The 25,894-nt window shown below is 53.3% G+C and carries 16 protein-coding genes; 2 read left to right on the forward strand and 14 right to left on the reverse strand.

The genetic code is table 11. The annotated features are described in order from the left end of the window. Positions 1-8 precede the first annotated feature (8 nt). The 3 genes from RJP21_RS16235 to RJP21_RS16245 form a co-directional block, all read right to left on the reverse strand. Positions 9-968, reverse strand: coding sequence for a carbohydrate ABC transporter permease (locus tag RJP21_RS16235; protein ID WP_310860185.1), 960 nt, complete (start codon positions 966-968; stop codon positions 9-11). Positions 969-980: 12 nt separating this feature from the next. Continuing rightward, positions 981-3,863 carry an extracellular solute-binding protein gene (locus tag RJP21_RS16240; RefSeq protein ID WP_310860186.1) on the reverse strand — a complete coding sequence of 961 codons (2,883 nt, stop codon included), beginning with the start codon at positions 3,861-3,863 and terminating at the stop codon, positions 981-983. 213 nt (positions 3,864-4,076) lie between these two features. After that, on the reverse strand, positions 4,077-5,459 hold the full coding sequence (locus RJP21_RS16245) for an ABC transporter substrate-binding protein (protein ID WP_310860187.1): 1,383 nt from the start codon (positions 5,457-5,459) through the stop codon (positions 4,077-4,079). Positions 5,460-5,744: 285 nt separating this feature from the next. Between RJP21_RS16245 and RJP21_RS16250 the strand changes: the two genes are divergently transcribed. Continuing rightward, positions 5,745-6,503, forward strand: a complete 759-nt coding sequence (locus tag RJP21_RS16250) for a response regulator transcription factor (RefSeq protein ID WP_310860277.1) — start codon at positions 5,745-5,747, stop codon at positions 6,501-6,503. A 119-nt stretch (positions 6,504-6,622) separates the two neighbouring features. Here RJP21_RS16250 and RJP21_RS16255 read toward each other — a convergent pair whose 3' ends face one another. From RJP21_RS16255 to RJP21_RS16305, 11 genes are all read right to left on the reverse strand, one after another. Further along, entirely contained in the window at positions 6,623-9,358 is a 2,736-nt protein-coding gene (locus tag RJP21_RS16255) for an endo-1,4-beta-xylanase (RefSeq protein ID WP_310860188.1), read from the reverse strand. 227 nt (positions 9,359-9,585) lie between these two features. Further along, positions 9,586-10,476 (reverse strand): ABC transporter ATP-binding protein, encoded by an 891-nt coding sequence (locus RJP21_RS16260; protein ID WP_310860189.1) that lies wholly within the window; start codon positions 10,474-10,476, stop codon positions 9,586-9,588. A 3-nt stretch (positions 10,477-10,479) separates the two neighbouring features. Further along, positions 10,480-13,362, reverse strand: coding sequence for an ABC transporter permease (locus RJP21_RS16265; RefSeq protein WP_310860190.1), 2,883 nt, complete (start codon positions 13,360-13,362; stop codon positions 10,480-10,482). A 42-nt stretch (positions 13,363-13,404) separates the two neighbouring features. Beyond that, on the reverse strand, positions 13,405-14,463 hold the full coding sequence (locus tag RJP21_RS16270; protein WP_310860191.1) for an efflux RND transporter periplasmic adaptor subunit: 1,059 nt from the start codon (positions 14,461-14,463) through the stop codon (positions 13,405-13,407). Further along, a complete protein-coding gene (locus tag RJP21_RS16275) occupies positions 14,426-15,157 on the reverse strand; it encodes an ABC transporter ATP-binding protein (RefSeq protein ID WP_310860192.1) in 732 nt (243 codons plus the stop codon). Before RJP21_RS16275 ends, RJP21_RS16270 begins: the two co-directional genes overlap by 38 nt. A 349-nt stretch (positions 15,158-15,506) precedes the next feature. Further along, positions 15,507-16,940 (reverse strand): glycoside hydrolase family 43 protein, encoded by a 1,434-nt coding sequence (locus RJP21_RS16280; protein ID WP_310860193.1) that lies wholly within the window; start codon positions 16,938-16,940, stop codon positions 15,507-15,509. A 132-nt stretch (positions 16,941-17,072) separates the two neighbouring features. Next, positions 17,073-18,695 carry a response regulator transcription factor gene (locus tag RJP21_RS16285; protein WP_310860194.1) on the reverse strand — a complete coding sequence of 541 codons (1,623 nt, stop codon included), beginning with the start codon at positions 18,693-18,695 and terminating at the stop codon, positions 17,073-17,075. Then, positions 18,673-20,436 (reverse strand): sensor histidine kinase, encoded by a 1,764-nt coding sequence (locus tag RJP21_RS16290; RefSeq protein WP_397386224.1) that lies wholly within the window; start codon positions 20,434-20,436, stop codon positions 18,673-18,675. Before RJP21_RS16290 ends, RJP21_RS16285 begins: the two co-directional genes overlap by 23 nt. 18 nt (positions 20,437-20,454) lie before the next feature. Continuing rightward, complete coding sequence (locus tag RJP21_RS16295; RefSeq protein WP_310860279.1) at positions 20,455-22,113, reverse strand: extracellular solute-binding protein; 1,659 nt, start codon at positions 22,111-22,113, stop codon at positions 20,455-20,457. A gap of 232 nt (positions 22,114-22,345) precedes the next feature. Beyond that, positions 22,346-24,013, reverse strand: coding sequence for a glucuronoarabinoxylan endo-1,4-beta-xylanase XynC (gene xynC, locus RJP21_RS16300; RefSeq protein WP_310860195.1), 1,668 nt, complete (start codon positions 24,011-24,013; stop codon positions 22,346-22,348). Positions 24,014-24,141: 128 nt separating this feature from the next. Then, positions 24,142-24,966 (reverse strand): sugar phosphate isomerase/epimerase family protein, encoded by an 825-nt coding sequence (locus RJP21_RS16305; protein WP_310860196.1) that lies wholly within the window; start codon positions 24,964-24,966, stop codon positions 24,142-24,144. 96 nt (positions 24,967-25,062) lie between these two features. Between RJP21_RS16305 and RJP21_RS16310 the strand changes: the two genes are divergently transcribed. Next, entirely contained in the window at positions 25,063-25,863 is an 801-nt protein-coding gene (locus RJP21_RS16310) for a helix-turn-helix transcriptional regulator (protein WP_310860197.1), read from the forward strand. Positions 25,864-25,894: the final 31 nt, after the last annotated feature.

A 25,894-nucleotide genomic window follows, 5' to 3' on the forward strand; every position in this document is an offset into this window, starting at 1 on the left:
TAACCAAGTCACTCCCCTACCTTTCTTAGCAGTCGCTGTGTCAATTTGTTGGCACCCAGCATCATGGCGAACAGCACCGTCGCAATCGCGGACGCATAACCCATTTCAAAACGGATCGTTCCGTAATCCATCAAGTGGGTGACGATCGTATGCCCCGCGTAGTTGACGCTCGGAAATCCGGCGAGCGCCACCGAGATATCGGCCACCGCAAACGAGCTCGTAATCTGCATGACCGCGCCGAACATCAGCTGCGGTCTCATGGACGGCAGCGTAATGAACCACAGCTCCTGCCAGCGGTTGCGGATGCCGTCGATCGCTCCGGCTTCAATCAGGGACTTGTCGATCGTCTGCAATCCCGCGATAAAAGCCAGGAAGCTCGTGCCCAAACTGAGCCACAGCTGGACGATCATGATGATCGGCAAAATATACTTCTCGTTCGTCAGCCATTGAACCGGTTCCAGCATAAAGCCGAATTTAATTAAAAAGCCGTTCAAATAGCCGTATCTATCGCCTGAAAAAATAATGAGCCAAATAAAGAAAACGTTGCCGGAAATCGACGGCGCGTAGAACACAAGCGTCATAAACGCGCGGACCCTCGGGGACAGCTCATTGATAATCCATGCAAACAGAAAGCAGGCCACATAGCTGATCGGTCCGCAAATGACCGCAAACAGCAGCGTATTTTTCAAAGCGATCATAAAAACGTCGTCATTCAAAAACAATCTGGAGTAGTTTTGCCACCCGACAAATCGGGGGAATTCCAGCATATTGAAATAAAAGAAGCTGAGAACGATCGAAAAAACGACCGGAACCACCGTAAAGGCAAAAAAGATCAGCATGTACGGACTCATCAAGATGTAATAATGCTTGTTCTTCTTCAGTTCTCTCCATAAGCTAGCCAGCCGCGATTGCTTTTTCGGCTGCACGAGGTTTGAAACGGCGGCCGTGCTGGTTGTTTCGGCTTGCATCCGATTCCCCCCTTACTGTTCAGGTAAATTGAATTCCTTCCGCTTGACCGCGATTTCGTCATTGATGTACAAGAGGTAATCCGACAAAGCCTCGCGGGGATTCTCGCTGGCGTTGACGACCTTGCGGAATGCGTTGTCCAGATGTCGGCCGGTAAAATAGCCGCCCGGAACCTGCGGGATTCCCCGGACCCATTTCCACTGATTCTCCAAATTACGATAGTCTTTGACCGGCCAAGGCAGTTCCTCGAGCGCCTCGACGTTGGCTGTCGGATAACGGGCCGCCTCGCCCATCAGCCCTTCCATTTCGCGGCCGTAAGCGATTTGGGTATCCTTATCCGTCCACCATTTCATAAATTCCCAGGCCGCCTCTTGATCCCGCGCGCCCGCAAGCATCATGACGCCGGTCGTGTGGCTGGCCACCTCGTGATGGATCGTGCCGTTTTTCTCCGTGCCGGGAACCATCGTGAATTCCCACAGCCCCTTGATTTCCGGCGCCAAGACGGTCAGCATGTTGTACGTCGTATAGTCTGCGATGCCGATGGGCATTTCGCCGGTCCGGAACCGGTTCGGGAAATCGGCCAGCAGCGGGAACTTGTAGCTCGTATAGAACTGCGTCCATTTCTTGAAGGCATCCATGGAGATCTCGGAGTCCAGCGCGCTTTTCCTGCCGCCGTCCCGATAGAATTCGCCGCCGCCTTGATAAAGCAGCATGGAGAACGTCGGGTTCGGCACCAGGCTCGCGTTGGCAGCCTCGATCGGCAGATAAAATTCCATATTATGCTTCTGCAGAACCGAAATCATGTTGTAAATATCCTGCCAGGTTTGGGGCGGCTCAAGGCCGAGCTCCTTCAAAATGTCCTTGCGGTAAAAGAGCATCGGGAACGACTGCTGCTCCGGCAGTGCGTAGACCCCCCCGTCATATTCGTAAGGCACCAATCCGCTCTCGCGAAAGCGGGCTGCCACGGTGTCATAATCGGCAAACTTCGATAAATCGGCGGCGGCCCCCCTCATGGCATAGTTCACGGGCACGTCTTCGCCAATTTGCATGGCCACGTCCGGCCCTTCCCCGGCGAGCGTCGCGGGAAGAAGAATGTTGGCGGGAACGAGCTTCAGATTGACCGAAATGTTCGATTTCGGAGTAAAGGAATCATCGATCAGGTTTTTCAACACCTGCGCCTGATCCCGCCCCGTCGTAATCCAAACCGTCGTCGATCGTTTTTGCTTGCCGGTATTGCCGATGCTGTCGTAATCCTCGGTATAAGAAGCGGTGAGCGCCCCGGCTTCATGCTTCACCACTTGCAGAAACGTCGCATCCGCTCTCGGCAGCTTATGATCCGGCGAGGAAACGACTAAATAATCCAGCGTAAGCGGCTGTTCCCGGACGGTCAGAATCCAGGTACCCAGGCCGCCAACATTGATCTTGAAAGCCTCCAAACGGTTCGCAACCGTATCCGGCCGTTTGGCCATCTCTTGGAGCTGCTTGACCATCGTGTGCAAAATGGCAACTTTGTCGCTCTGTTCACCTGTCGTTTGTTCCAGGTAATCGGCCACGCTTTGGATCGTCTCGGCTTGTTTGCTGAATACCTCCACCATTTCCGGGATCCGCTTCTCCAATTGATAGTCGCGGTACGGATCGGGCGAATTGGACGTAATCATCAAAATTTTGCGGTACATTTCGTTCAGCTGCAGCACGCTGGACTCGATTGTCTGAATCAAAGGAGCCAGCTCGCCAAGGGAAACCGTCATGCGAATGCGGTGCTTCCCTTGGGTCAAGTGGAACAGATACGGCTCATCCCCTCCCAGCACGTACATGTTCCAGTCCCTGCCGAATTCGAATGGAATCCGCTTCATCTCCTTGAACGGAACCTTTCCGTCAATCGTCAGGCTTCGCGTGGCGAAGACGCCGCGCAGCTGATCCTGCTTCTCTTTTAAGGCGATTTGATACAAGCCGTCCTCCGGCGCTTCGAATTCCCACTCGATCCACTGTCCCGGCAGCTTCCAGTTCAGCCCTCCGATCGTGTTGATCCGGATTTTGGACACATCGTACGGAATCACCGTGGGGCTTGATCTGTCAGAAACCGGATACAAGGTCGGAGAGGATTTATACACTGCATCCTCCGCCTGAATCAGGGTGTATTGGTCTTTGACCGGCTGCAGCCCTGCGGCTGAATAATCGCTTTTGATTTCTTCATACGTCTTTAATGCTTCTTCCTGGTACAGCTCGATATAATCGATGGCCATAGGCTCGCGCAATGCCGTCAAGGTTATGCTTTGAACGCCTTTGTCAAAATAGAACAAATAGGGTTCGTCATAATAACCGTTTCGGTCCGTGATGGATTCAATCTGCCATATCGGCTTCTCCACCTGACTCGGACGCAGATCGTTGCCCCTGTCGTCGCGTTTGATCTTGTCATCCCGGTTGCCCCAGACCCGGTCAAACGTAACAAGGTCGGCTCCCTTAAAGGGAATCTGTTGATTGATCGTAAGCTCGCGCTCAATCGCAGAACTTTTTCCTCCGACGGGCAAATATCGGATTCGAATGTTATAGAAGCCCGGTTGTTCGATGGGTACGTTCCAGCTGATGGAACCCGATTCCGGCGTAAGGACAGCGTCTTCCCCTGACGGGTGGACAACCTCGAATCCCGGTCCGTCGGTTTTGGAAAAGCTCTCGCCCTCAATCCGAATGACCTGATCCGGACGTTTCGCAGCTGAATGGGCTTTTAAATACGCATCGTAGCCGCCGTCATCATCGCCTGATCCCGTAACAGCCTTAAAATCAGCCATGGCATGAACTCTTCGGACTTCGGATGAGCCGGAAGGGTAGAAGGCCCAAATGGACACTAATATGGCAAGGACGAGCAGGACAGCGACGTAGCTCTTCTTTCGGTTGTTCACTCTTCTCCCTCCTGAAGCAAGAGACTTATCAATTCAACAACAGTCCCCATTAGAACATTTCTAATCGGGACTGTTGTTTCAACGCGTGGATTTCAGGATTTTGCAAAATTCGATTCCTGCCGCTCCCGGGTACAATATATAGACGGACTAGACCGTTTCGCTCTATATATTGCTGATTGAAAGTCGCTTTTTGGATTTTTGCAAAATCCTCATTTATTTCGATCCGTATACTTCGTCAATGGCTGCTTGGAACGGCGCCTTGTATTTCTCCACGACGGTAGACACCGAGGTTCCGCCGGTAATTTCACCGAGGAAATCATAGAACTTCAGATTCGGGAACGTGCCATGGTCGAGGACAGCCAAATTAGCGGCGACTTCCTTCGCATTTTTAATGTCGTTTTCGTCGGTGAACAGGGTTTCATAGGTGGCCTGATCCGGATAGTCGTACATCGAATCGATGTCGTTGATTTTCTCCCAAATGTAGAGCAGCTTATCCGGGTCCTTGGCCGCCTTAGGGATGAACAAAGATTGATAAAGGCCTTCGAATGAATGGTACGTGCTTGCACTCGGGCCTTTAGGGAACGGGACGAATCCGATATCCACATCAGGCATATCCTTCTTGATGCCGCTAAGTTCATGAAGAGCTCCCGTATACATCAGCGTGTTGCCCTGGCGGAAAAATTGGCCCGGCTCTTTCCAGTCCCCGCCTTCCGTCGGTCTGGCCACTTTTTCGGTCACAATCCGGGAAATGAAATTAAGCGCTTCGATCGTTTTGGGATCTTCCAGGTTCTGCTTGTTGTCCTTCGTCAAACTTGTTTCGTTGGAAGCGAGCGCAAATTCAAGCGGCGACGGGTTAGCGAGTCCCCAGGAATCCAGCTTTCCGTCGTTATTCGTATCCTTGTTGGCTTCTTTGGCCACTTGCAGGAACGTATCCCAATTCCAGCCGTCTTCATTGACATAGTCTTGAAGCGGCTTCAAGCCAAGCTTGTTCATGAGCGTCCGGTTGTAAAAAACACCTTGAACCAGGTTGGCTTGGTTTTCTGTGAATCCGTATCCCCTTCCGTTATATTGCATAAATTGATTGGTCACGTTCTGGTTAAAAGCTACCGGATTCTTCGTATACTCATCGACGGGTGTCAGCAGATCCTGTTTCACAAGCGTTGGAATCGTGTAGTTTTTGCCCAGTCTGACGATATCGCCGAGCGGCTCGCCGGCCAGCAGGGATGCCGTCACTTTTTGCTGGTATTCGCCATAGTCGATCGCGACGTATTCCATTTTGAAATTAAGCTTCTTCTCCAGCTCCTCCAGGTTTTTTTTGCGCTGGATGTTGTCCGGGTTATCCTCCGGAATCGTCATATCCCACCACGATACGACCTTGATCGTTCGGCCGCCCATGTCGAAATCCATGTCGGGCGTTTTGTACGTTTGCTCCGATTCTTTCTCCGCCCCCTTATTTTCCGTGTCGGTTGCCGCAGTCTCGGTTTTCGTCTCCGTCGCGCCGGTTGTGCTTGGCCCACCCTTGGAGCCGCCGCTGCTGCAGGCTGAAAGCACGAGTGTCAGCGCGCAAAGCAGTGTCATCGTTTTACCAATACGCATTCCTGTAATCCCCCCGTAAAATGATTTGCATCCCAATTACATTCAAAGTGTAGCGCTTACATCGAAAAACCAACAACCCGTGGTATGTTAGTTGTTCTACCCGTCAAAATATAGATTTCTTGCAACCCCTTACATCATAAATGGCCAATAAGTAAACAACGGTTAGCAATATAAAGAAAAGCACATTGTTTACGAGACGGGTTTTTTTTCATAATGAGAAATAAGCAGCTTCACCGGAGTCAATGGTTGAATGAGAAAGAAGTAGGGGGGAATATCGTGTATAAAATGCTGCTTGTTGATTCCGATCATCATGCGAAGGAATGGATGAAGCGTATGTTGGACAGACACCAAGCGGAGTTTGAACTGGAATCCCATGCCGCTGCAGCTGTCGAGGCGATGTCGATGCTCTCCGCCCAGGATCATCAGCTGGTGCTGATCAACATGAGAGGCTCGGAGGAAGAGGGACTGCGGCTGTGCGGTCGCATCCGGGAGAAAAGCCGCGTCCCGATCGTTCTGATCGGCGGGCGCAATGAGTTTCAGTTTGCCCGGAAGGCCTTGTTTTATCAGGTGAACGACTATCTGCCCGACCCTGTATCGCCGGAGGAATTCGTGGCGAGCCTCGAGAACGTAAAGCGTGAGCTGGACACAGCGCTGTTTTCCAGAAATCAACCGATCCCATGGGCAAAAAACGTTCAACAAGCTGCTGCCGCCTCTTCGGCCGACATTATCGACAAGGTAAAGGCATATGTGGAGGAGGCCCTGCATGAGAACATCACGCTGAAGGAAATCTCCCATATTTTTCACTTCAATTATTCTTACCTCGGCCAGAAATTCAAGGTTCAAGAAAAGATGACGTTCAAGGAATATCTGCTTCAACAGCGCATGGAAAAGGCCAAATTCCTGCTCGAGAATACCGACATGAAGGTGTATGAAATCGCTAACGAGGTCGGATATACCGAGATGGACTGGTTCTACAAGAAGTTCAAAACGTACACCGGTGTAAGCGCTAACAAATATAGGAAGACCCTGATCATAACGGCATAAGAAAAATCTCTATCGAAGTAAGTCCATGAAGCCAGACCGCCTGAGCTCTAAAATAAAAGGCCGCTTCCCGGTTGTTCATCCGGGAGAGCGGCCTGTATTCGTTCCCCCACTCTCTGGGGTTATTCCAATGTTAACAGTCCAATGTTGGACAGGTTTTGCCAAGTTCTGTCCGACGTGTCGTTCCAGATCGCCACGCTGTCGCGTACCCCGTCGTCATTCTCGTCATTATTGACCTGTACGTCAAACCCGATGGTACTGCCCGCCTTGGGCGGTGTTCCGACCCAATCGATAGCGGCCTCAATGATGTAGCCGGTCGGCGTCCGCTTCGCGGCGGACGTCAAATTGGCGCCAAGCGATCCGGGATTGACGGACGTTTCGTTATCGAAGTTCACGCGATATTGCCCGTCGTCGCCGTCATAAGAATCGGTTCGTGCATTGTTCTGATCGATGAAGATTTCGACCGAATCCTGCTCCCACACATTGGCGCTCCGCTTGGTCACCAAAGAGTCGGTCACCTCGGCCAACACGTACAGACGGTGATCATCCCAGAGCGTCCGGACCTTGGCCGTTGAGCCGGAAGATCCGCTGACCCAGCGGTCGGTTACGATCTGCTCCGCCTTGTTCCATATTTCATCGATGTTGCCGTCGATGGCGACCGATCCCCTCGCCGCTTTGGCCGTACGGGGCCCTTCCACCAGCGTCAACACGCCATAACCGGACGTATCGGTGTCCTGCCTATGATGAATATCGTTCCAAGATGCCAGCTCTTCCGCCGAACCGGATCGGTCGCGAATGCGAACATCAAAGCCGATTTCCTTTCCGGTTTGCGCACCGTCGATCGGGATCGAAGCTTCGATCCGGTATCCCTTCTCCGTCTTCACCGCCTTATAATCGGCCGGTTTATGCGGATTCGCGCCGCTGCGCCGAAACGTATACTTTTTGTCGTCCGCTTCATAAGCATTCGTTTTGCCGTTGTTGCCGTCAATGTACACCTCGACGGAGTCATTGCCGTTCACCGTGGCATCATCGACATCTACCCATACGTACAGATGTCCCGCATCCCATAACGTTTTATAAGTCGCTGCCGTTTTGCCGCCTTTCTGGATCGGTACCGCCTGCGCCACATTCCACGCCGCTTCCGCCTGACCGTCAATCTTCACACTGGTTTCCTGGGCTTTCGTGCGCTTCGTTTCGACCGGAACCTTTGACGGATCGACGAGTGCCCAGTAAGCGTATTTGGCTTGCAGCCGTTCATCGAACAGCAGCGGCCAATTGTTGCGAACGACCGGGAACGTCCGCAGCCAGGTGTTCAGGTCGTCTTTGCCCCAGAATATGACGGCGCTGATTTGATCCGCATGCTTCCTAAATACGTCGAAGATCTCCCTGTAGCGGTTGGCCTGCTTGATTTGCAGCTCCGTCGGGAACGTCTCATAAGCGTCCGTGTCATTCGTATAGACACTCATGTCCAGCTCGGTAATTTGCTGATCGATGCCTAAGTCCCGGAATGCCTCAATCATATCATCTAACTCCTGCACCCGGGGATACTCGATCCCGATATGCGTCTGGTGGCCGACTCCGTCAACCGGAATCCCTTTGGCCTTCAAACGTTTAATCAGATCATGCAGAAACTGCCGTTTCACGGGATCATTCGTGTTGTAATCGTTGATGAACAGCTTCGCGTCCGGATCGGCCTCATGTGCATAAATGAACGCTTTTTCAATGAATTCCTCGCCCGCAATTTGATACCATAAGCTGTTGCGCAAGCCACCCGGCTTCTTGTCCCCGGGCTCAATGACCTCGTTCACGACGTCCCAGGCGTAGATTTTTCCCTTGTACCGGCCGACGACGGTATCAATATGCTTTTTCATCCGCGCATATAGAAGCTCCTTGCCGGCGAGGTTGCCGTTGCTGTCGTAAAACACCCATTTCGGCGTCTGGGAATGCCAGACTAGCGTGTGGCCCCGCATGGCGATCCCGTTATCCATAGCAAAGTTTACAATGTTATCGGCTGCCGTAAAATTGAATTGGCCCTCCGCGGGCTCCGTGGCGTCCCATTTCAGCTCGTTGCCGGCCGTAAGACTGTTGAAATGCTTCCGGACCAGCTCTGCATCAGGGCCGTTCGGATTCTTGATTTCATTGACCAGCAGGGCCGTCCCCAGCTTGAATTGGCCGGCGAACACGTCCTTCAGGCTCGGAATGTCCTTCTGAATCTCGATCGGAACCGGATCCGGGGCGCGCTCGATCACGACATCGTCCACGTAAAAGTCCAGCGTCGGATGATCGAAGGATTCGAAATAAACGGCCAAGCTTTCAATCGGCTGCTGCAACTTATATTCGCCGCTGAGTTTGACCCATCCGCTGTCGCCGGCCTGAACCGATTTGACGGCTTCATACGTATTGGAGCCGCCCGACGTTCGTTGGACCATCATCGATACCGGCGAGCTTGGCGTTCCGGCAGGCAGCTTGACCCAAGCCGACAAATGGTACGTTTTTCCTGTTTCCATGATTGGCGTCACGTCGAGCTGCGGACCGTTCCAGCCCTGGGTTCTACCGGTAACCTGCATGCCGTAAGATCCCGTATGGGCTGCTAACGGGGAAACCGTCAGGATTTCGTTGCCTCCCCGCCCGAGCCAGCCTTGGAGCGTCCCATCCTCGAAATCCTTGGAGATCCGTCCCGGGCCGCTTGTTGCCCCATTGCTCGTCTCAGATGTTCCCGCGCGGGCTTCAGAAAGCGGTCCTTGCGATTCCTGCTGTGCACCGGCCGAGCTCGGGCGTGTACCGAGCGATAATGGGGCCAGCACGAGAACAAGCGCAATCATCAGCAGGATGGAACGTTTCATTCGATGCTTCTTCATGAATCCACCTCTCCTTATGTCATCTATTCCATTAAAACGCCTCTTAACGGCGTTCTATGGCCATGTAATGGATCGCAATCTATATAGGATGAACTAAGAAAATTGCATTTCTGACTCGGAAGTTACCCGTGGATCAAGAGATGACAAGAAAAAGACTTCGTTCATTCTATCTTGTTAAATGCACTGCCATAGGGTAAAAGGATTAGACACCAACCACGCTCACGGATTCAGACCGTCTGTCTTTCGTCCGCCGGGTACAGGACGATACGCCCGTCTTCCAGTTCGACGCGCACTTTGTTGCTTTCCTTGAAGCTTCCCGTGTCGAGATAACCGGCAGGAATCTGCAGCCGGCCGGCCTTGTCGAGCACCGCATACTCTATATGGCTTTCAGCTTCGCGCCGGGCGCTGTCGGCGTCCATCTGCGTCAACACGTCGGAATAAGACCTGCGGATCATCTCGGCGGACGTCTTGCCGTCGCGGATCTGAACAACCCGGTCCACCTTGCGGGCCAGCTCCGGATCATGGGTCACAATCACAATCGTTATGCCGATCGCCCGATTCAACGTCCGGAACAAATCGAGAACCTGGTTGGACGTAGCCGTATCGAGCGATCCCGTCGGCTCATCGGCCAGCAGCAGCCGCGGCTCGTTCGCCAGTGCGATGGCGATAGCCACCCGCTGCTGCTCACCGCCGGACAATTCGCTGAGCTTGTTCTTCACCCTGTGGCTCAGGCCGACCGCTTCCAGGAGCTCGAGCGCGCGGGCCCGGCGTCTTCGGCCCCGCAGGAGAATTGGGAGCTCAACATTTTCGATCGCGGTCAAATAGGGAATCAGGTTGCGCGCGTTATTTTGCCAGACGAACCCGACCGACTCCCGTTTATATTTCACGAGGTCGCGCTCGCTGAACGCGAGCAGGTCCTTGCCGTCTACGAACAGCTTGCCGGCCGATGGTTTGTCGAGGCCTCCCAGCATGTTGAGCAGCGTCGATTTGCCGCTGCCGGAATTGCCGATGATCGCCATGAACTCACCGTTCTCCACCTGAAGGTCCAGGCCTTGAAGGGCGACGACTTCCAAATCCGCCGATTTATAGATTTTGACGAGCCCTTCACATTGAATCATGAACTATTCCTCCCCGAGCTTCAGCGCCTGCGCGATGCGGATTCGTGTCAGCCGGTATCCCAAAATGACCAGCCCGGTAGCCAGTGTGAACCCGATAATGCCGTACAGCTGCAAATAATCGCTGAGCTGATATGTAATCGTGAATGGAGGGACTTGTTCTTTGGACGCAAACGACATTTCGAACAGCGGCACGAATTTCATGCTGGTGACGTTGCCGATGAACACGCCGATGAGGACCGCGGCCCCCGACGTGAGCAGCTGTTCGCTGACGAGCATGCCGATCATTTGCGGGAAAGAGATGCCCATCGCCCGCAAAACCCCGTATTGAAGCGTTCTGCCGGATAGGGTCAGGACCCAGAACAGCAGGAAACCGATGAAGCTGACCAGCATTGAAATGGCAAAACCGAGCGTCATTACGCCGTTCATCGCCAAACGGAACGGATCGTTCCTGGATTGGACCAGCTCCTGGGTCGCGTCCCGGAGGCCCGTCACCTGCAGCTTCTTCTCCTGCAGCTGCACGTAGATTCGTTCGCTGCTTGTGCCGTCCGCCAGCTTCAGCCATACTTCGTACGGCTCGACAGCCAGCCTGTTCTGAATCGTGCCCAGATGTCCGACAACGAGATGCGGCTGCTCCGGTTTTCCGCTTCCTTGATTGGACGGCAGCGGACTCCAGCTCGGCCAATAATCGATGATGCCGTACACGGTGAACGTTGCCCCATCCAGACCGTCCCAGTATACCCGGATCGGATCGCCGGGCTTCAGCTTGGCATCCTCCGCGAGCGAGCGCGAAATGAGCACGGCCTCCGGATTCGGGGCGATCAGATTCAGGTAGCTGTTGATCGGATGCTGCAGCAGCCCCTCCTTCATCCAAGCCGTATTGCCGAAATCCTTCGTGTCGATGCCAAAAAGAGCCGTTTTGCCCGTTTTTTCATTGCTGCCGGCACTGAACCTCGCCTCCTGCTTCTTGAATACCCTTGCTGTCGTCTGCACGCCGTCCAGCTCCTCAAAGGGCTCGAAGGGCGGCTCCATATACTGAACCCGTTTCTGCGCTGTTGTCGTTGCCGGCTCGGACTGAGGCTGCCCTCCCGCCCCCGGGGATACGGGTGGAGGCGCATCGCTTTCCCATTTCGTCGTCAGCGCAATGTCCGTGCCGACGGCATACCGAACCTTGCTGTCCATGTTGTCGTTGATGGTCCTAGCCGCGTTCGCGCTGAACAGGCCCGTCGCCACCGTCATGATCAAAAACACCTGGATCGTCAAATACTGCCCGGACGAGCGGCTGATCTGAACGAGCGTATGATACAGCGCCGGCGGCCACCCGTTTCGGCCCAGCCAATAAACGAGCCGGACGAACCAAGGGTATACCCGCAGAACCAGCAGACCGCCTCCAAGCGCAAAGAGAGCCGGCGTCAGAAACAGCAGGGGATCGACCTGCAGGTCGACAGATCCCAGCGCAAGCTTCCGCAAATCCTCCTGACGCTGGTTGAAATTGTGCAGCAGATAAACTGCCAGGCTGACGAGAACGAGATCCAAACCTGTCCTGTGCCAGATCGACAGCCGGGTGAGGCGCGCCGTCTGCTGCTTGTGGCTTACGATGCTGACCCGCGTTGCGAGGAAGGCCGGAATGAGGATCAGGATGATCGCTCCCGCCACGGCGGCCGCGGCCACTTGGTAGGCGCTGCTCGTCATGCTGACCTTCAGCGCGGAGCGCTGCACGAACTCCAGAAAACCATTGGAAGCGCCGAGCAATTTCGTAAACCATACGCCGAGAAACGGCCCTGCGGCCAGCGCACTCAGGCCGAGCAGCAGGCTCTCCAGCAGGTAGGCCGTCATGATCTGCAGACGGCTGGCTCCCCGGCTGCGGAGCACGGAAATCTCCGTTTTTTGCCGGTCGATGATCAGATTGGCGGTCATATATAAATAGAACGCCAGCATCAGCATGACAGGGGTATACAGCGAAAGCGTCACGGTATCGAGCTTCCCCTGTTTGCCCTGGTACGACGCGATGGTCTGGCTCGCCGGGATTTTGATATCCGCAACCCCAAGCTTTCCTTTGAAATAACGCCGGACCTCCCGGTCCGCCTGGGTGAAAGCATCAACCTTATCGAGCGTCAGCTGTTCGTAATTGAGTGCGAGCCGCCACTCCATGCCGGAAACCCTGGCTTTGCCGCCCTTCGTAAATTCGCGCTCGAACTGCTCGAGAGGGATCAGGAATCCGTCCTCGTTCTCCGTGGTCAGAAAGGGCAAATACCGGTCAGCGTCCGGGTTCGTCTCTACGATGCCGACCGGGATGACCCGAAAGCGGGTACCTCCTTCATCCTGCGGTTCTACGGTCAACTCTTCGCCAAGCTTCCGCTTGGCCGCCAGCTGAAATTTTTGCGTGACCAACGCCTCGATGATCCCGTCCGAACGATCCGCCGGCATCCGACCCTCGATCAGCCGGACCCGTTTCTCCAGATCCGACAGCGACATAAAGCCGCCTAACGTCCTCTGCGATTGCTTCTCTTGAGCCGAAGCATCCGCGCCGTATACCTTCATCTTCTCCGTGAACCGCTGCTGATAGAACGACAGCGCCTCCAGCCCCGTACGCTCCGGAATCGTCTTCACGAACCGGTCGGCGCTTTCGACGGCTTCCGTCGTCTTTGCGTCCATGGATGATGCCGAGACCGTGGTGCTTATTCGGAGATAGCCCGGATACACCCCGTTCCCGGTCTGCACGGACTGCAGCTCCTTCAGTAACGTCCGCTGCAGGATGGCCTGCGAGTAGAGCGGCATGGAACTGAACAAGGCCACGCATACGGTAAGGCCGACCCACAAATTCAGCTGCAGCCACTTGTTGTTGGCCATCTTGCGCAGGATCATCGTCCACAAAGCCAATACATACACCCCATCCCTCATGCCCGGTCGGCCCGGGCTGTAGCTCTTCGGTTAATTGTTCAGAATGACCTTCTGGCCTTCCTCAAGTCCTTTGACGATCTCGACTTCCGTCGGCGTCGTCAATCCGATCTCGATGTCAACCTCCTTGCGGCGTTCTCCTTCGGCGATCTGAACATAGGAACGTCCCATATAAGAGCGGATGGCGGAGCAAGGCACAATGATGGCGTTATCCCGCTTCTGAAGCTCGATCGTCAGCTCGGCGCTGTCGCCGACCTTGACGTCTCCCGGAGCGTTGTCCATGCTCATGAAAATCGTTACCCCGTTCTTCTCGGCCTTCGAACTGTCGGCGGCTGCCGGTAAATCCGAAGGGGTCTGAAGAACCTTTCCCTTATAGTCCTTGCCTTTATACTTGAGGCTGACAGGCATGCCGGCTTTGACCGGGTTCAGATCCTTGCTGTCCGCCGCAACGTAGGTCAGCTGTACTTTGCTCGGGTCGGAGACCGTGACGATCGCTTGATAAGCATTCACGTTGTCTCCCGCATTCAGCTTCTCGACGAACGTCACCGTTCCCGATATGGGAGCGTACAAGCGCGATTGCCCCAGCCTTGCTTTCATCTCCTGCAGCGACATCCGCTCGCGCTCCAGGTCGATTTCCTTGAGCCGCAGGTCGACGGCGCCAGCGCCAGCCTCACGCGCCTGATCGTACAGCAGCTGGGCGCGCTCTACATTCAGCTGCTGCAGGCGAACCTGAAAATCCAGATCGCCCGTCTCCAGCTCGGCCAGCAGATCGCCCGCCTTCACTTCCCGGCCCACCGTCACCGGAATCGATTTCAGCCTTCCGCCCATATTCTTAAAGGAAAGCGCTTCGGATTGGGCCGAGACGAAATAAGCCGTCCCCTTCAGGAAGGTCTGAATCTTCCCGCGGCTGGCCTGCACGACATTAAACTGTTCTTTGGCCGGCTCGACCAAAGGCGGCTGCAGCGTTTCCGGTTCGACCGGCAGGAGCGAACAGCCCGAGAGCAGCATCAGCGCCGTTAGAAGCGCGGCTATTCGGCGCAAGCGCCGGTTTATGTTAGATAAGGGGAGATTCGTTCGTTGTCTGCGATACAATATTTCCATCCTCCAATGCGATAACGTGATCGACAAGCTCCATCATGCCGGGGTCATGCGTCGTGAGAACGACCGTCATCCCCGATTCTTTCACCAGCTCGCGAAAAATGCGGACGACCTGCAGCCCCATCCTGCTGTCCAGCTCGGCGGTCGGCTCATCCGCAATCAGCAGCTCAGGCTGGTGCACGATTGCGCGGGCAATGGCTACGCGCTGCTGCTCGCCGCCCGACAGCTCGGACGGCCGATGCTTCATCCGCTCCCGCATGCCGACGCGGTCAAGCGCATCCTCCACCGCCTCCCGGTTCCCCTTTAGTCCCGCGATACGCAGCCCGAATTCGACGTTCTCGTAAGCCGACATCAGCGGAATCAATCCATAGGACTGGAACACGAGGCCGATTTCCCTGCGCCGGATCTGGCTGCGTTCGGAGCCGGATAATCCGGTGATTTCCCTCCCCTTGAAATACACCTGTCCCTCCGTCGGGTCGTCCAATGCGCTGAGAATGTTCAATAACGTTGTCTTTCCGGAACCCGAGCGCCCCCTCAGAGCCACAATCGTTCCAGCCGGAATGTTCAAATCGATATTCTCCAAAGCGGCAACGGCCGTATCCCCCCTGCCAAAAATCCGTTTGATCCCGCATGCCCGCAGGATCGGTCCGCTGCCCGAATCATTCATCTCCGTTTCCGTCGTGTTCATTGCACTCGCCTCCTTCGATATGGCCCGATTCGATAATTTTCAGCGTCAGAGCCGCATCCGGATGGATTGTATGCGAACCAATGCAAAGCGCAGGCGCCACCACAACCCCATTTTAGCGCTTTCATTTCGAACGAAATACCCGTTGATTCCCGTTCGTTTACCTGAGAAAACCTAGAATTATGCTGGTCGCAGGTTTGGCGGCTTCCTATTGCAAGGAACGGATATCGGCTATTGGTGTTTTTCTTCAACAACGAGGCAGCGGAGGTTCAATAAAAAAAGAATGCAGCCCGCTGGATCGGACGGCATTCTTTGAACGGCACTGCTTGACAAACGTTCAATACGGCTTTATTTACTTAAATTTCCATTCACCTAGCCGGAACAACTCGATGTCCGGCTTCCCTTTGAAGACCAGGTACAAATCATGAACGCCCTCGGCACCGCTGACGGGCGTCGTCATTTCGCTCCACTGTCCGCCGGTCGAAGGCACCTGAAGCGAACCGATCCTTAGGCCATCAGGACTGTCCAAGCGGAGCTCGATGACTCCCCCGTCATTCGTACACAATACGGATGCGGCAAACGCTGAGGCCCCGGCGCCGAAATCAACGCCGGACACGGCCGTCCAATCGCCATGATGAATATCCGCCAAGGCCACGAGCGGCTCACCCTGTCCCACTGTGCCCGGCTGGAATTGCTGCACGTTCACCCCCGCGCACCAAGCCATCGTCTCCGCCCCGACGCGGGCATACGGATTCAGCGGCTTGATCTGCTTAGCGCCGACCATGTCCGCTTCGATGGGGAGAATCGCCCCCTCTTCGTCCAAAAACACTTGATTCAGATGAGTGGACCGATATCCCTTCGCCACGCCCATGGCCTTCGATAAGGTCTGCGCGTGATAAGCAATATACCAATTTTCATGAAATTGGAAAATGGCATGGTGGTTATTGCCGCTGACACCGAAAAAATGGCCGGGATTTTTAAGGATCGATCCCTGGTACGTCCATGGTCCCATCGGGTGGGTGCTGGTCATATAGGCAATCTCCCCTGCCGGGGGGCTCCCCTCCGGCCGCATGCCATCGAAGAAGTTGGAGCAATAAGAAAAGTAATACCTGCTGCCCTTCTTGTGAATGCCGGCATCCTCGAACATAAACGGAGCCGGGATCGGCTCGGCTTCGCCGACCACGCTGATCATATCGTCACCCAGCCGCATCACCCGGGCGGTCCCCGGATTCTCATGCTGTCCTTCCGGTACGCCTCCGCCAAAGTAAATATATCCCTTGCCGTCTTCGTCCACCAGGACGGCCGGGTCGAAGAGCCATACGACGCCTTGAACGCCCGGCGTGTCCCTTGCGATGAGCGGCCTGCCGATCGGATCGACCCACGGCCCGGTCGGACTGTCGCTCGTCAGCACGCCGATGCCGCTGGCGTTGTTGGCAAAGTACAAGAAGAAACGGTCTTTGCCGTCTTTTCTTTTGTGGGCCGCAGCCGGCGCCCAGGATTGCGTCGCCCATTTGGCCGCTCCTTCCGGACCTGCGACTTGAATGACGCCGTGGTCCGTCCAGTTCGCGAGATCATCCGAGGAAATCACCGATATGCGGTTTATGGTGCCATAGCTGTTCTCCTTGACTTCTCCTTGCTCGTCATACTCCAATACGTCGTCCGTATTGTAGAGGTACACGCGCCCATTGAACACAAGCACATAGGGGTCGGCCCCGAATTTATGGGCGACAAGCGGATTTCCGTTTCGCGGCAGTTTGCCGATCGGCGCATGAACGACTTCATTCATCTTTGTGTCAACTCCCGTTATTCAGCATTTTTGGTCTTAAACCCAACTCTCTTAAAAGCGTAAGGCTTGCACTCAGCGGGAACAACCTGTCTAATCCGTCCGGATTACCCGCCAAAATCTAGTTTTCGGCTTTCAGTTCAAAGAAAGGGTATCCCGGTATTCCTGCGGCGTAAGTCCCGTCGCCTTTTTGAAGAAGCGGGTGAACGAATGGGCCGCCTCGTAACCGACGGATAACGCCACCTCCCGCACCTTCAAATCGTTGTCCCGCAGCATCTCCTTGGCTTTCTTCACCCGGCATTTGTCAATAAAATCGGATAAATTGATTCCTTTTTCCTGCTTGAAAAACCGTGACAAATACGACGGGTTGAAATAATGGATTTCCGCGAGGCGTACCAAAGACAAATCTTCGCCCAAGTGTTCTTCGACGTACTCGCAAATCCGGTCGACGATCAGCGAGGCCCTGTCCCTCTCCTGCGTTTGTTTGCTTTGAAAAATGGATTCCGCGACGCGCTTCAAATAACCGAAGGCCTCCTCGATCGAAGGATGATCATTTAGCCGCATCAATTGCCCGGCATCGTCGATTCGTCCGTGCATTCCCATTCGGCCAATGCAGGAATGAAGCATCAACGCGATCGTATAGTATGTTTCAATCGTTAACTGTACATTTCCCTTCATTTTAAGGGCGTTGCCCATCACCTCTTCAAGCTCCTGAAGAAACTCCTCGTTTCTTCCCGATTCAAGATAAGCTCTCAGCACCTCCGCCTTCTGACTGTCCGCAAAGCTCTCTTTGCCGGCCAATCCATCGAGCGGCTCGAAGCCGTCGCGCACAATGATGGCTCCCCCGCTGCCGATCCTTAGCTGCTGAAGCTCCCGCAGCCTCTCGTACTGCCGCGTCAAGCATCCCCACCTGCATGCTTCGCAGCTCAGCGCCCATCCGATGGTCAATCCATGCGAACCGAGACATGATTCCTGAATCATCTCCAGCGTCCCTTCCACGAAACGGATGAAATGGCTGTCAAGCCTGCCTTCGGCCCGCACAGACGGTTGCAGAAACCAAAAAAGGTCGCCATGCTTATCGATGATCCCCATGCTTCGGGCCCTATCCGAAAAATAGGTATCCCAGGCCATTCTGACGGATGACAAAATTTCGGATCTTTCGGTATACGTCCTGCCCTCCGGATACGAGATGCGGCCAAGGACCAGCACGATCGGCTGGGCAGGATCGAGGCCGATGTCCAGCTTGCCGAATTCGCGGACCATCACGTCCGTATCCCTGCACAAAACACGGCTGTTCTGGAGAAGATGCCTCATATAGTCGCCCTGTGCCATGAATCGGTACGCAAGCAGCTGCTCGCGGGACTGTTCCAGCAGCAGGCTGTCACGGTCCATTTCGTCCATGACAGCCTGCACGGTGTCGATCACCTTGCCGTACCCTTCCGTCTTCAACACATAACGGACATTCGTCATTTGGATGGCACGGTACGCATATTCGAATTCGCTGTGTCCGGTCAAGAACACCACTCTGCATCTTGGCCAGTACTTCTGAATTTCTTCGGATAACTCCAGCCCGTTCATGCCGGGCATGGCAATATCGGTCAAAACGATGTCGATTCTCGTGCGCGACATCCAATCCAGCGCTTCCTTGGCGGAATAGGCTTTGCATACATCGAGCCGCTCCGGTTGATGGCGGTTGAATACTTCATATAGTCCGTCCGTAATGATATCTTCATCGTCAACGATTAGCAGTCTGTACATCCCCGTTCCCCTCTCTGATCTTGATTCGAATGGCTGCCTGAAGCCCGCCCAGGCTGCTTCTGGACAAGAACAGTCCGCTGCCTTCTCCGTAAGTAAGCAGGATCCGCCGATGGATATTAATGATCCCCGTCATTTCATGGGATTCGGCGGGACCTGATACCCGATGCTGGAGGGCTTCGATCCCGGCATCGTCGATGCTGTTCCCGTTATCCTCGACCTTGATGAGACATTCGGAACCGGTACGCTCAAACGTGACGCGGAGAAACCCTTCGTTCGGCATGCTTTCCAGACTGTGTTCATAGGCGTTTTCGATCATCGGTTGGACGATCAATCTCGGCACCTTGATGCGCTGCATGTCCACCGGCAATTCGTCGAACTGGACACGAATGCGCCGGGAGAAGCGAAGCTGCTGGATTTCCGTATACATTCTCGCGTGCTTGATTTCTTCCGACAGCGTGACATGGTCCTCGCCATTGCGGGCGATGAACCGGTAATATTCGCCGAGCATGATCGTGAACTGCTCGATCCGGTCGGTATCGCCCGTCTTCGCCAGCGAGTTCAGGATAAAGAAGCTGTTATACAGGAAATGCGGTTTGATTTGAGACTGCAGCTGTTTCAATTCCGCCTTCTGCATCATCAATTTCTGTTTGAAATCTTGGTCGATCAAGGTTTGCAGCTTGACGAGCATCTGATTAAACCGGTCATACAGGTAGCCGAACTCATCCTTTTGCTCATGGCGGATCGGAATATCAAGGGTCCCGCCCTCCATTCTGCGAAAGCTTTGGACGAGCGAGAGCAGCGGGCGATGAACGTAACGGTAAGTGGAAAAGGCATAAACGACGATGGCAAAAACCGAAGTTACGGCAAATACCCATGCCCAAAGATTGAATTTGATCAGCGGCCTCCTCACCGTTCCTTCCGGCAAATACGATACGAGAGAGAGGCCCAGCTTGTCGGATTGGGCGATGTTGAAATGGTACTCCCTTCCCCCGATATCGAGCAGCATCGTATTGTCATCCAGGTTTTTGACCGCCTTGATCAATTCATCCGGCAGTCCCGGCGGCGTGCCGGTACTGGACAAAGTGAACCCCGCTTCCTCCGCGATCAGAATCGACCCGCTTTCGGGATACGCTCCTAGCGGTCCCATAGAATCCTTCAGCTTGTCGTTATCCAATTCGATTTGAACGAGATACAGCGGATCCTCGTCATTTTTCCCGCCGTACTTGGAAGCGGTAAGCTGAAGCGAATCGCCCTGCCGGACCAGCCGGCTGCCGCTTCGTTCTCCGATGGAGCGTATTTCTTCATATTTTTGCCGATCCAGGGCACGAACGGCGTTGCTGGCCGAAATCGTTTTGTCGATCGAATGAATATGGACATAAATATCTTTAATATATGGGCTGCTGTTTTTTATGGAGGTCAGGCGATGGAGCAAATAATTTACGCTGGACCTTTTCTCCGCACCGTCCATCATCTCCCACGTGACGGCAATTTTATGGAGCTCGCTTTCCTGCAAAATATCGAACTGCTGAATTTCCAGCCATTCGATTTCCCGATTCAGTCCCTCGAGATAGGACGACAACTGCGCCAGCGCATTTCTTGATATTTCTTCGCTTGCGTTTTTATAGCTCCAATTGTACAGATAAACGCCGAGCAGAATGATCGGGAGGATCACCACCAGATACATCAGGACGAGCCTGGCCAGAATGGTATGACGCAATGAATTCACGGGAATCCTTATCAAATTAACGCCTCCGATGCACTAATCTTTCTGTTTGTCCAAATACCATTCATTGACTTCGGCCGTCATTTTGTCCCCGCCCAGACGATTCCACTCCTGGACGAAACGATCAAATTCCTCAATGGGGCGCCCGAGTATAATGTTGGTGAACGTATCCATCGCCAATGAGTCGAGAATCGATTGTTTCTCGATCATCGTATCGGTTGGAGCACCCACAAAGCTCTCATACAATAACTGGTTGTTCCTTTTATAGCGGTCAAGGATGGAAAAAGCTCCCGACGGGCCATAGGTTCGTTCCCAACCCCAACCGGACGGATCGTTCCGGGTAAGGTAGGCCTCGATGTTTTTTTGAATCGCCTTTGCCTCATCCTTAAGAACGGAAGAGTTCCCGGTTAGGCGAGCTTCTTCGATTTGGTAATAGGCATTCAAATTTTTCAGCGCCGGGTACGGAGTGACAGGAGAAAGCTGCCACGCCGGATAAGGGGTGCTGTAATAGGTTTCGTACTCAGCCGTCGCCCCCCAGTTCTTTTCCAGATGCAAATTGAGCAGCTTTACGACCGCTTCGGGATGAGCCATCCCCTTGCGGACGGCAAGGAATTGATGGGTTGCGAAGCGGAGCGGAACTTTGGCCGCTTTCCCCGTCGCCGATACGATGGGAAATGCCTGCCACCTCGCTTCCGGGTCCCGCTCATGATTTCCTTGCACGACAAACGAACCCCACTGTTCGCCGTACATCATGCCATATTTTCCCGCGATAATCTGTTCTTTTACCTTGATGCCGTCCTTAAACATAAATTCCTCATCGATTTGGCCGTTCCGATACATGTCCTGCAGGACCTTCAGTGCGGTCTTGACCTCCGGCTGAACGGAGCCGAATACGAGCTTGCCGGATGAATCCCGAATCCACATATTCGGAAAGGCATCGTAACCGGCCATGAATGCCGACAAGCCCATCACGGGATCCCATAAATATTGGGTCACCGGAAGCCCCCATGTATCGTTTTTTCCGTTTCGGTCGGGGTCTCTTTCTGTAAACGCTTTCGAAATGTCCAACACGTCATTCATCGTTTGCGGCGGCTGCAGACCAAGGCGCTTCAGCCAATCGGTCCGAATCCAAATATATTGGGCTCCCTCAATCGATGAGCTTGTCTCGGGAATGCCCATCAATTTTCCGTCTACCGTAGCGGCTTCGAACGGCCCGGTCCCCTCCTGGCCCAAAATTTCCTTCGTGAACGGCGCCGCATATTTCTCATAGGCTTGGGACAAATCCTGAATCAGGCCCGCATTGCTCAGCTGACGGAGCTGCTCGGCATTGACTCTCACGACATCCGGCAAGTCGCCCGCGGCCAGCGCGACGCCGAGCTTCTGATTATAGAGGGTGCCTTTAGCCGTCCAATCATATTTGATTCGGATGCCCAGAACTTGTCCGTACAAGTGAGTCCACCGGTTATCCTCCAGCGTTTCCCCCGGAAACGTTTTGATGAGATTGTCCAAATCATCGCTCGTCTCCCGCACGAAGGTCAGCTCGATCGGCGGGTTGTACTTACTTAATCCAGGCTCTGTATAGGTGTATTCTCCGTCACTCTTCAACGGTAAGCCGCTCTGATTCGTCAAGCCGTTTCCGTCGCAAGACGCCAGCATAGACAACGGGAACGCTATCGCTAGAAGAAGTATGACCATGCTTATTCTGGAAATACGCAAGCGTGCAACCCCATTTCGTCTCCTAGTGTTAGAAGCGTATCATTTCTATTATTTATGGATTTCGTTGACAAAACAATCCGCATCTCTTTACCTGCATACCGAATGTTTACTTTTTTGGTTTTCCGGCATTTTATAAGGGAAGGCTCCCCGCTACTGCGAATGGGCCTTCCCTTATTGATTTATAAAATACTGATACCCGCTGCCTGCTGCGTTACGAACCTGGCGAAACGGTAATGCTGTCCATATTCGGCCCTTCCGTCCCGGTTGTAACGACTTTTAACGTGTTGATTCCGCTGTCCATGGATACTTGAATCGTTTTATTTCTCCAGGCGGACCAGCTGCCGGTCGCTGTAAACTCGGCATTGCTGATCGCTTTTGTCCCATTGACGTAAACATCCAGTTTTCTTGACCCGGTTTCCAGCGCGTAACGAAAATTCACGTTTTTGGTTCCGGCCACTGCGCAATAGATACCGTTCCACTGAACGGCTGCGCCGGATGAAGCATTAAAGTTAACATATCCTGTACCGTTATATCCGGGATAGACGGTTTCAACGACCGCATCGGTCAATGCCGTGCCCGTCTCTGCCTCGTAAGTTGTGCCGTTGCTGCCCAAGTCTACTACGAACGTTGTAACACTTTGGGCTGGGAGCTGTGCCGCAAAAGAACTTCCGGACGTATTGATGGATCCGGGGGCCATATTGCGTCCGGCGTCCGTCACCCATGAAGATACCTTGGATGCCGTTCCGTTTTGCAGTACGAAATGTTGGCTTTTGGCCGAAATGCCTCTGTTGATCGCCACGACCACAACCTTGTTGTCGCCTTTATACACGGATGTATATACGTCGGTATCCGGATTCTCCGTTGCATCGACCCTCACGTAACCAGGACGAACAAATTTGGAGAAATGAGCCATATTGTAACCTCGCTTGCTTATCGTCCCATCCTCCTTGATCGGACCGTACTGCCTGCGGATATACCACCATACGTAAGCCTGAAAATCCCCCTTCGCCATCGCCTTGTGAATATGATAGGAAACATCCAACGCCTCAGGCCAACGATCCGCCGATTGATTATCGCTATTGGGGTAATAAACTTCCGTCATCCAGAGATCTTTCCCCGCTCCTTTTTCTTTGAATAAAGGATAAGAAAAGTTGTCGAACGGAGTTCCGTAAAGATGAGCGCCCAGAATATCCATGTTGGCAAGAGCCTGCGGATCATTCAGAATCGGGTCCGACATGTTTTTCAGGTAAGAAAATGACTCGGGAGCGATCACCCGGCATTGGATGGATCCCGCATTTTCTTTCATAAAGCGAAGCATTTCTGCTGGCGTCCACCACGTCCAGGTATGCGCATAGTCAGGTTCGTTTTGGACCGATATCGCATACAAATCCACGCCGTTATTCTTCATATACATAACAAAATCGTTGAGATACTGCGCATACGCAGCGTATTTATCGTATCTGAGCCGTTTGGCCGACGTGTCTCCATTACGATTGAAGGTCTCGGTCATATCGCTCGGGGGATTCCATGGCGAAGCAAAGACAATGGCTCCGCGCGCGATCGCGCTTTTGGCCGTTTCGACTTCCTTGCTCCACTGAGTTCGATCTTCATCCACATGAATTCTTAAAATGGAAAAGCCCAATTGGTTGTCCCCGTTGCCAAATGCGGTTTCTCGTTGAGCTGCCGTCAAATCTCCAATCCATACCGGGTGGTTTATACCTCCAAACCCGCGGATCACTTGTTTTTCGGCCGACAAATTGATCGTTACATCGCTCGCCGCCAAAGCTTGATTAGGTACCGACACCGAAACGCTAAATATAAGTGACAACATCGTAAAGCATGCCAGCAATGCACAAACGGGTTTCTTAAACCGCGACATCTTGTTATCATCTCCTTATATATAGTCCTCTTGCTAAGACGAACACTGCGCTTATATGAATCATGGGAAGCCTGGTGACCAACCCGTCCCTTGACGGATACGTTCGCCTATGATCGTCATGCGACGTGTTAGTTCCACTTCATTTCTTGTTCAGCCAGCAGCCGTTTGATGGCTTTGGCGGCTACCACGAACAATTCGGGTTTGCTAAACCCCGCATATCTTCCGGTTGCCTGTAGGTGGGGTTCCAAAGACATGAATCCGGAATATCCCGTCCGCTTCAGTTCTTGGAGTAGCAAATGCGTCTGCCCGTCTCCCTCGCCGGCAGGGACAACCGATCCATTGTCCATTAGTGCATCCTTGACATGAATATACGAAATATATTCGGCAAGCAGCGGGTAGGCCTCGGACACGGGTTTTACCTTGCATTGCACGAAATTCACGGGATCGAAGGCGGCCCTCAAGCCAGGCGATGAAACCGCCTCCAGGATGTCCCGGCAGCGTTCCCCCGTATCGCCGTAAATACGGCTTTCATTCTCATGGAGCAGAACGATTCCGGCATCATTCGCCAGCTGAACGAGCCGTTTCAAGCGACTGAATACTTCCTCTCGAAATCTATCATGTTCTCCGTCCGGAATATAAAATGAAAATATGCGGACATACTTGGCTTGAAAAAACACCGCCAACCGTATGGCATGCTCGGCATCCGCAAAATGAGAATCAAAATCGTCGGTGATTTTGATTTTTCCTATGGGGGAGCCGATCGAGGAAACGCCGAATCCCCGCCGGGTCAGTCGTTCTTTAATCTTTGCCGTTTCCTCTTCGGTTAAGTGCAATACGTTTTTTCCCCAGACCCCTCGCAGCTCCAGATAACGAATATCTTCCGATTCGAGTACGTCCAGCTGTTCTTCCAAATCCGCTGAAATCTCATCCGCGAATCCAGTTAATGTAATCATGACAAACCCCCTTTCATTGATGAACGGAATGAATTGCTTTTTTCTCTTGAAATTTCTGAAGCAAAATCTATGATTAGCTTATAGGAGGCGGTATCCTTGGAAATTGAACATCATCCCCATCTTGTTCCGAATATTTTTCTATTCATAGACCGCAGATGTTTTCCCGAGTGGACGATCCAAAAAGCGAAAATCGATTTTCACGATCTAACGTTTGTTGTGGACGGCAAGGCGAATTACTATATTAATGGAGAGAAATTCACTGCCGAAGCAGGCGACCTTGTTTACGTTCCGGAAGGAAGCATCAGGGAAGCCCATACGTTCAAGGAGTTCCCCATGCATTCGTATCCGTTCAACTTTTTTTGGGCCGAACCGCATAATCATATTCATCTCCCGTTTAAAGGCGTCACGAAGAAAGTGATCACCAAGGAGATTCTGGGATATATTCGCGAATTCAACCATGTATGGATGAGCAAGCAACCGTTTTACCACATTCAAGCTCGCGCCTTGTTCGAACTCATCCTCCACCGTCTGCTCAGCAACTATTACCGAAAAGCTCCCATGCCGATCGATCCGCGGATCAAGAAATTAACCGAATACATTGCAGAACATTACTCGGAAAATCTCTCGATCGCCGAATTGGCGGAATCGCTGCAGCTGCATCCCGTTTATTTGGGCAGGCTCTTTAAGCAGAGTACCGGTACGACGATCAAGGAGTATGTCAAACGCATTCGCATCAACAATGCCGAAATGATGCTGTCATCCGGCGATTTTACGGTGAAAAACGCGGCGGAGATGTGCGGAATCGACGATATTTATTATTTCAGCAAGTTGTTCAAGGAAATGAAGGGTTACCCTCCATCCGCTGCCAGAAAGCAGGCGGGGCAGAAGCATCTTTAAGGAGGAGTCCCTGCCTCGGAACTTTTCTATG

Origin of the sequence: Paenibacillus sp. VCA1 (assembly GCF_031583795.1) — a bacterium.
GTDB classification, from domain to species: Bacteria; Bacillota; Bacilli; order Paenibacillales; family Paenibacillaceae; genus Paenibacillus_AQ; species Paenibacillus_AQ albilobatus.

Bases quoted from the DNA above. Each gene is read 5' to 3' on its own strand.
- RJP21_RS16295 (WP_310860279.1), bottom strand. From the start codon at position 22,113: ATGGTCATACTTCTTCTAGCGATAGCGTTCCCGTTGTCTATGCTGGCG.
- RJP21_RS16245 (WP_310860187.1), bottom strand. From the start codon at position 5,459: ATGCGTATTGGTAAAACGATGACACTGCTTTGCGCGCTGACACTCGTG.
- RJP21_RS16280 (WP_310860193.1), bottom strand. From the start codon at position 16,940: ATGAATGAAGTCGTTCATGCGCCGATCGGCAAACTGCCGCGAAACGGA.
- RJP21_RS16260 (WP_310860189.1), bottom strand. From the start codon at position 10,476: ATGATTCAATGTGAAGGGCTCGTCAAAATCTATAAATCGGCGGATTTG.
- RJP21_RS16305 (WP_310860196.1), bottom strand. From the start codon at position 24,966: ATGATTACATTAACTGGATTCGCGGATGAGATTTCAGCGGATTTGGAA.
- RJP21_RS16275 (WP_310860192.1), bottom strand. From the start codon at position 15,157: ATGAACACGACGGAAACGGAGATGAATGATTCGGGCAGCGGACCGATC.
- xynC (WP_310860195.1), bottom strand. From the start codon at position 24,013: ATGTCGCGGTTTAAGAAACCCGTTTGTGCATTGCTGGCATGCTTTACG.
- RJP21_RS16255 (WP_310860188.1), bottom strand. From the start codon at position 9,358: ATGAAGAAGCATCGAATGAAACGTTCCATCCTGCTGATGATTGCGCTT.
- RJP21_RS16285 (WP_310860194.1), bottom strand. From the start codon at position 18,695: ATGTACAGACTGCTAATCGTTGACGATGAAGATATCATTACGGACGGA.
- RJP21_RS16235 (WP_310860185.1), bottom strand. From the start codon at position 968: ATGCAAGCCGAAACAACCAGCACGGCCGCCGTTTCAAACCTCGTGCAG.
- RJP21_RS16250 (WP_310860277.1), top strand. From the start codon at position 5,745: ATGCTGCTTGTTGATTCCGATCATCATGCGAAGGAATGGATGAAGCGT.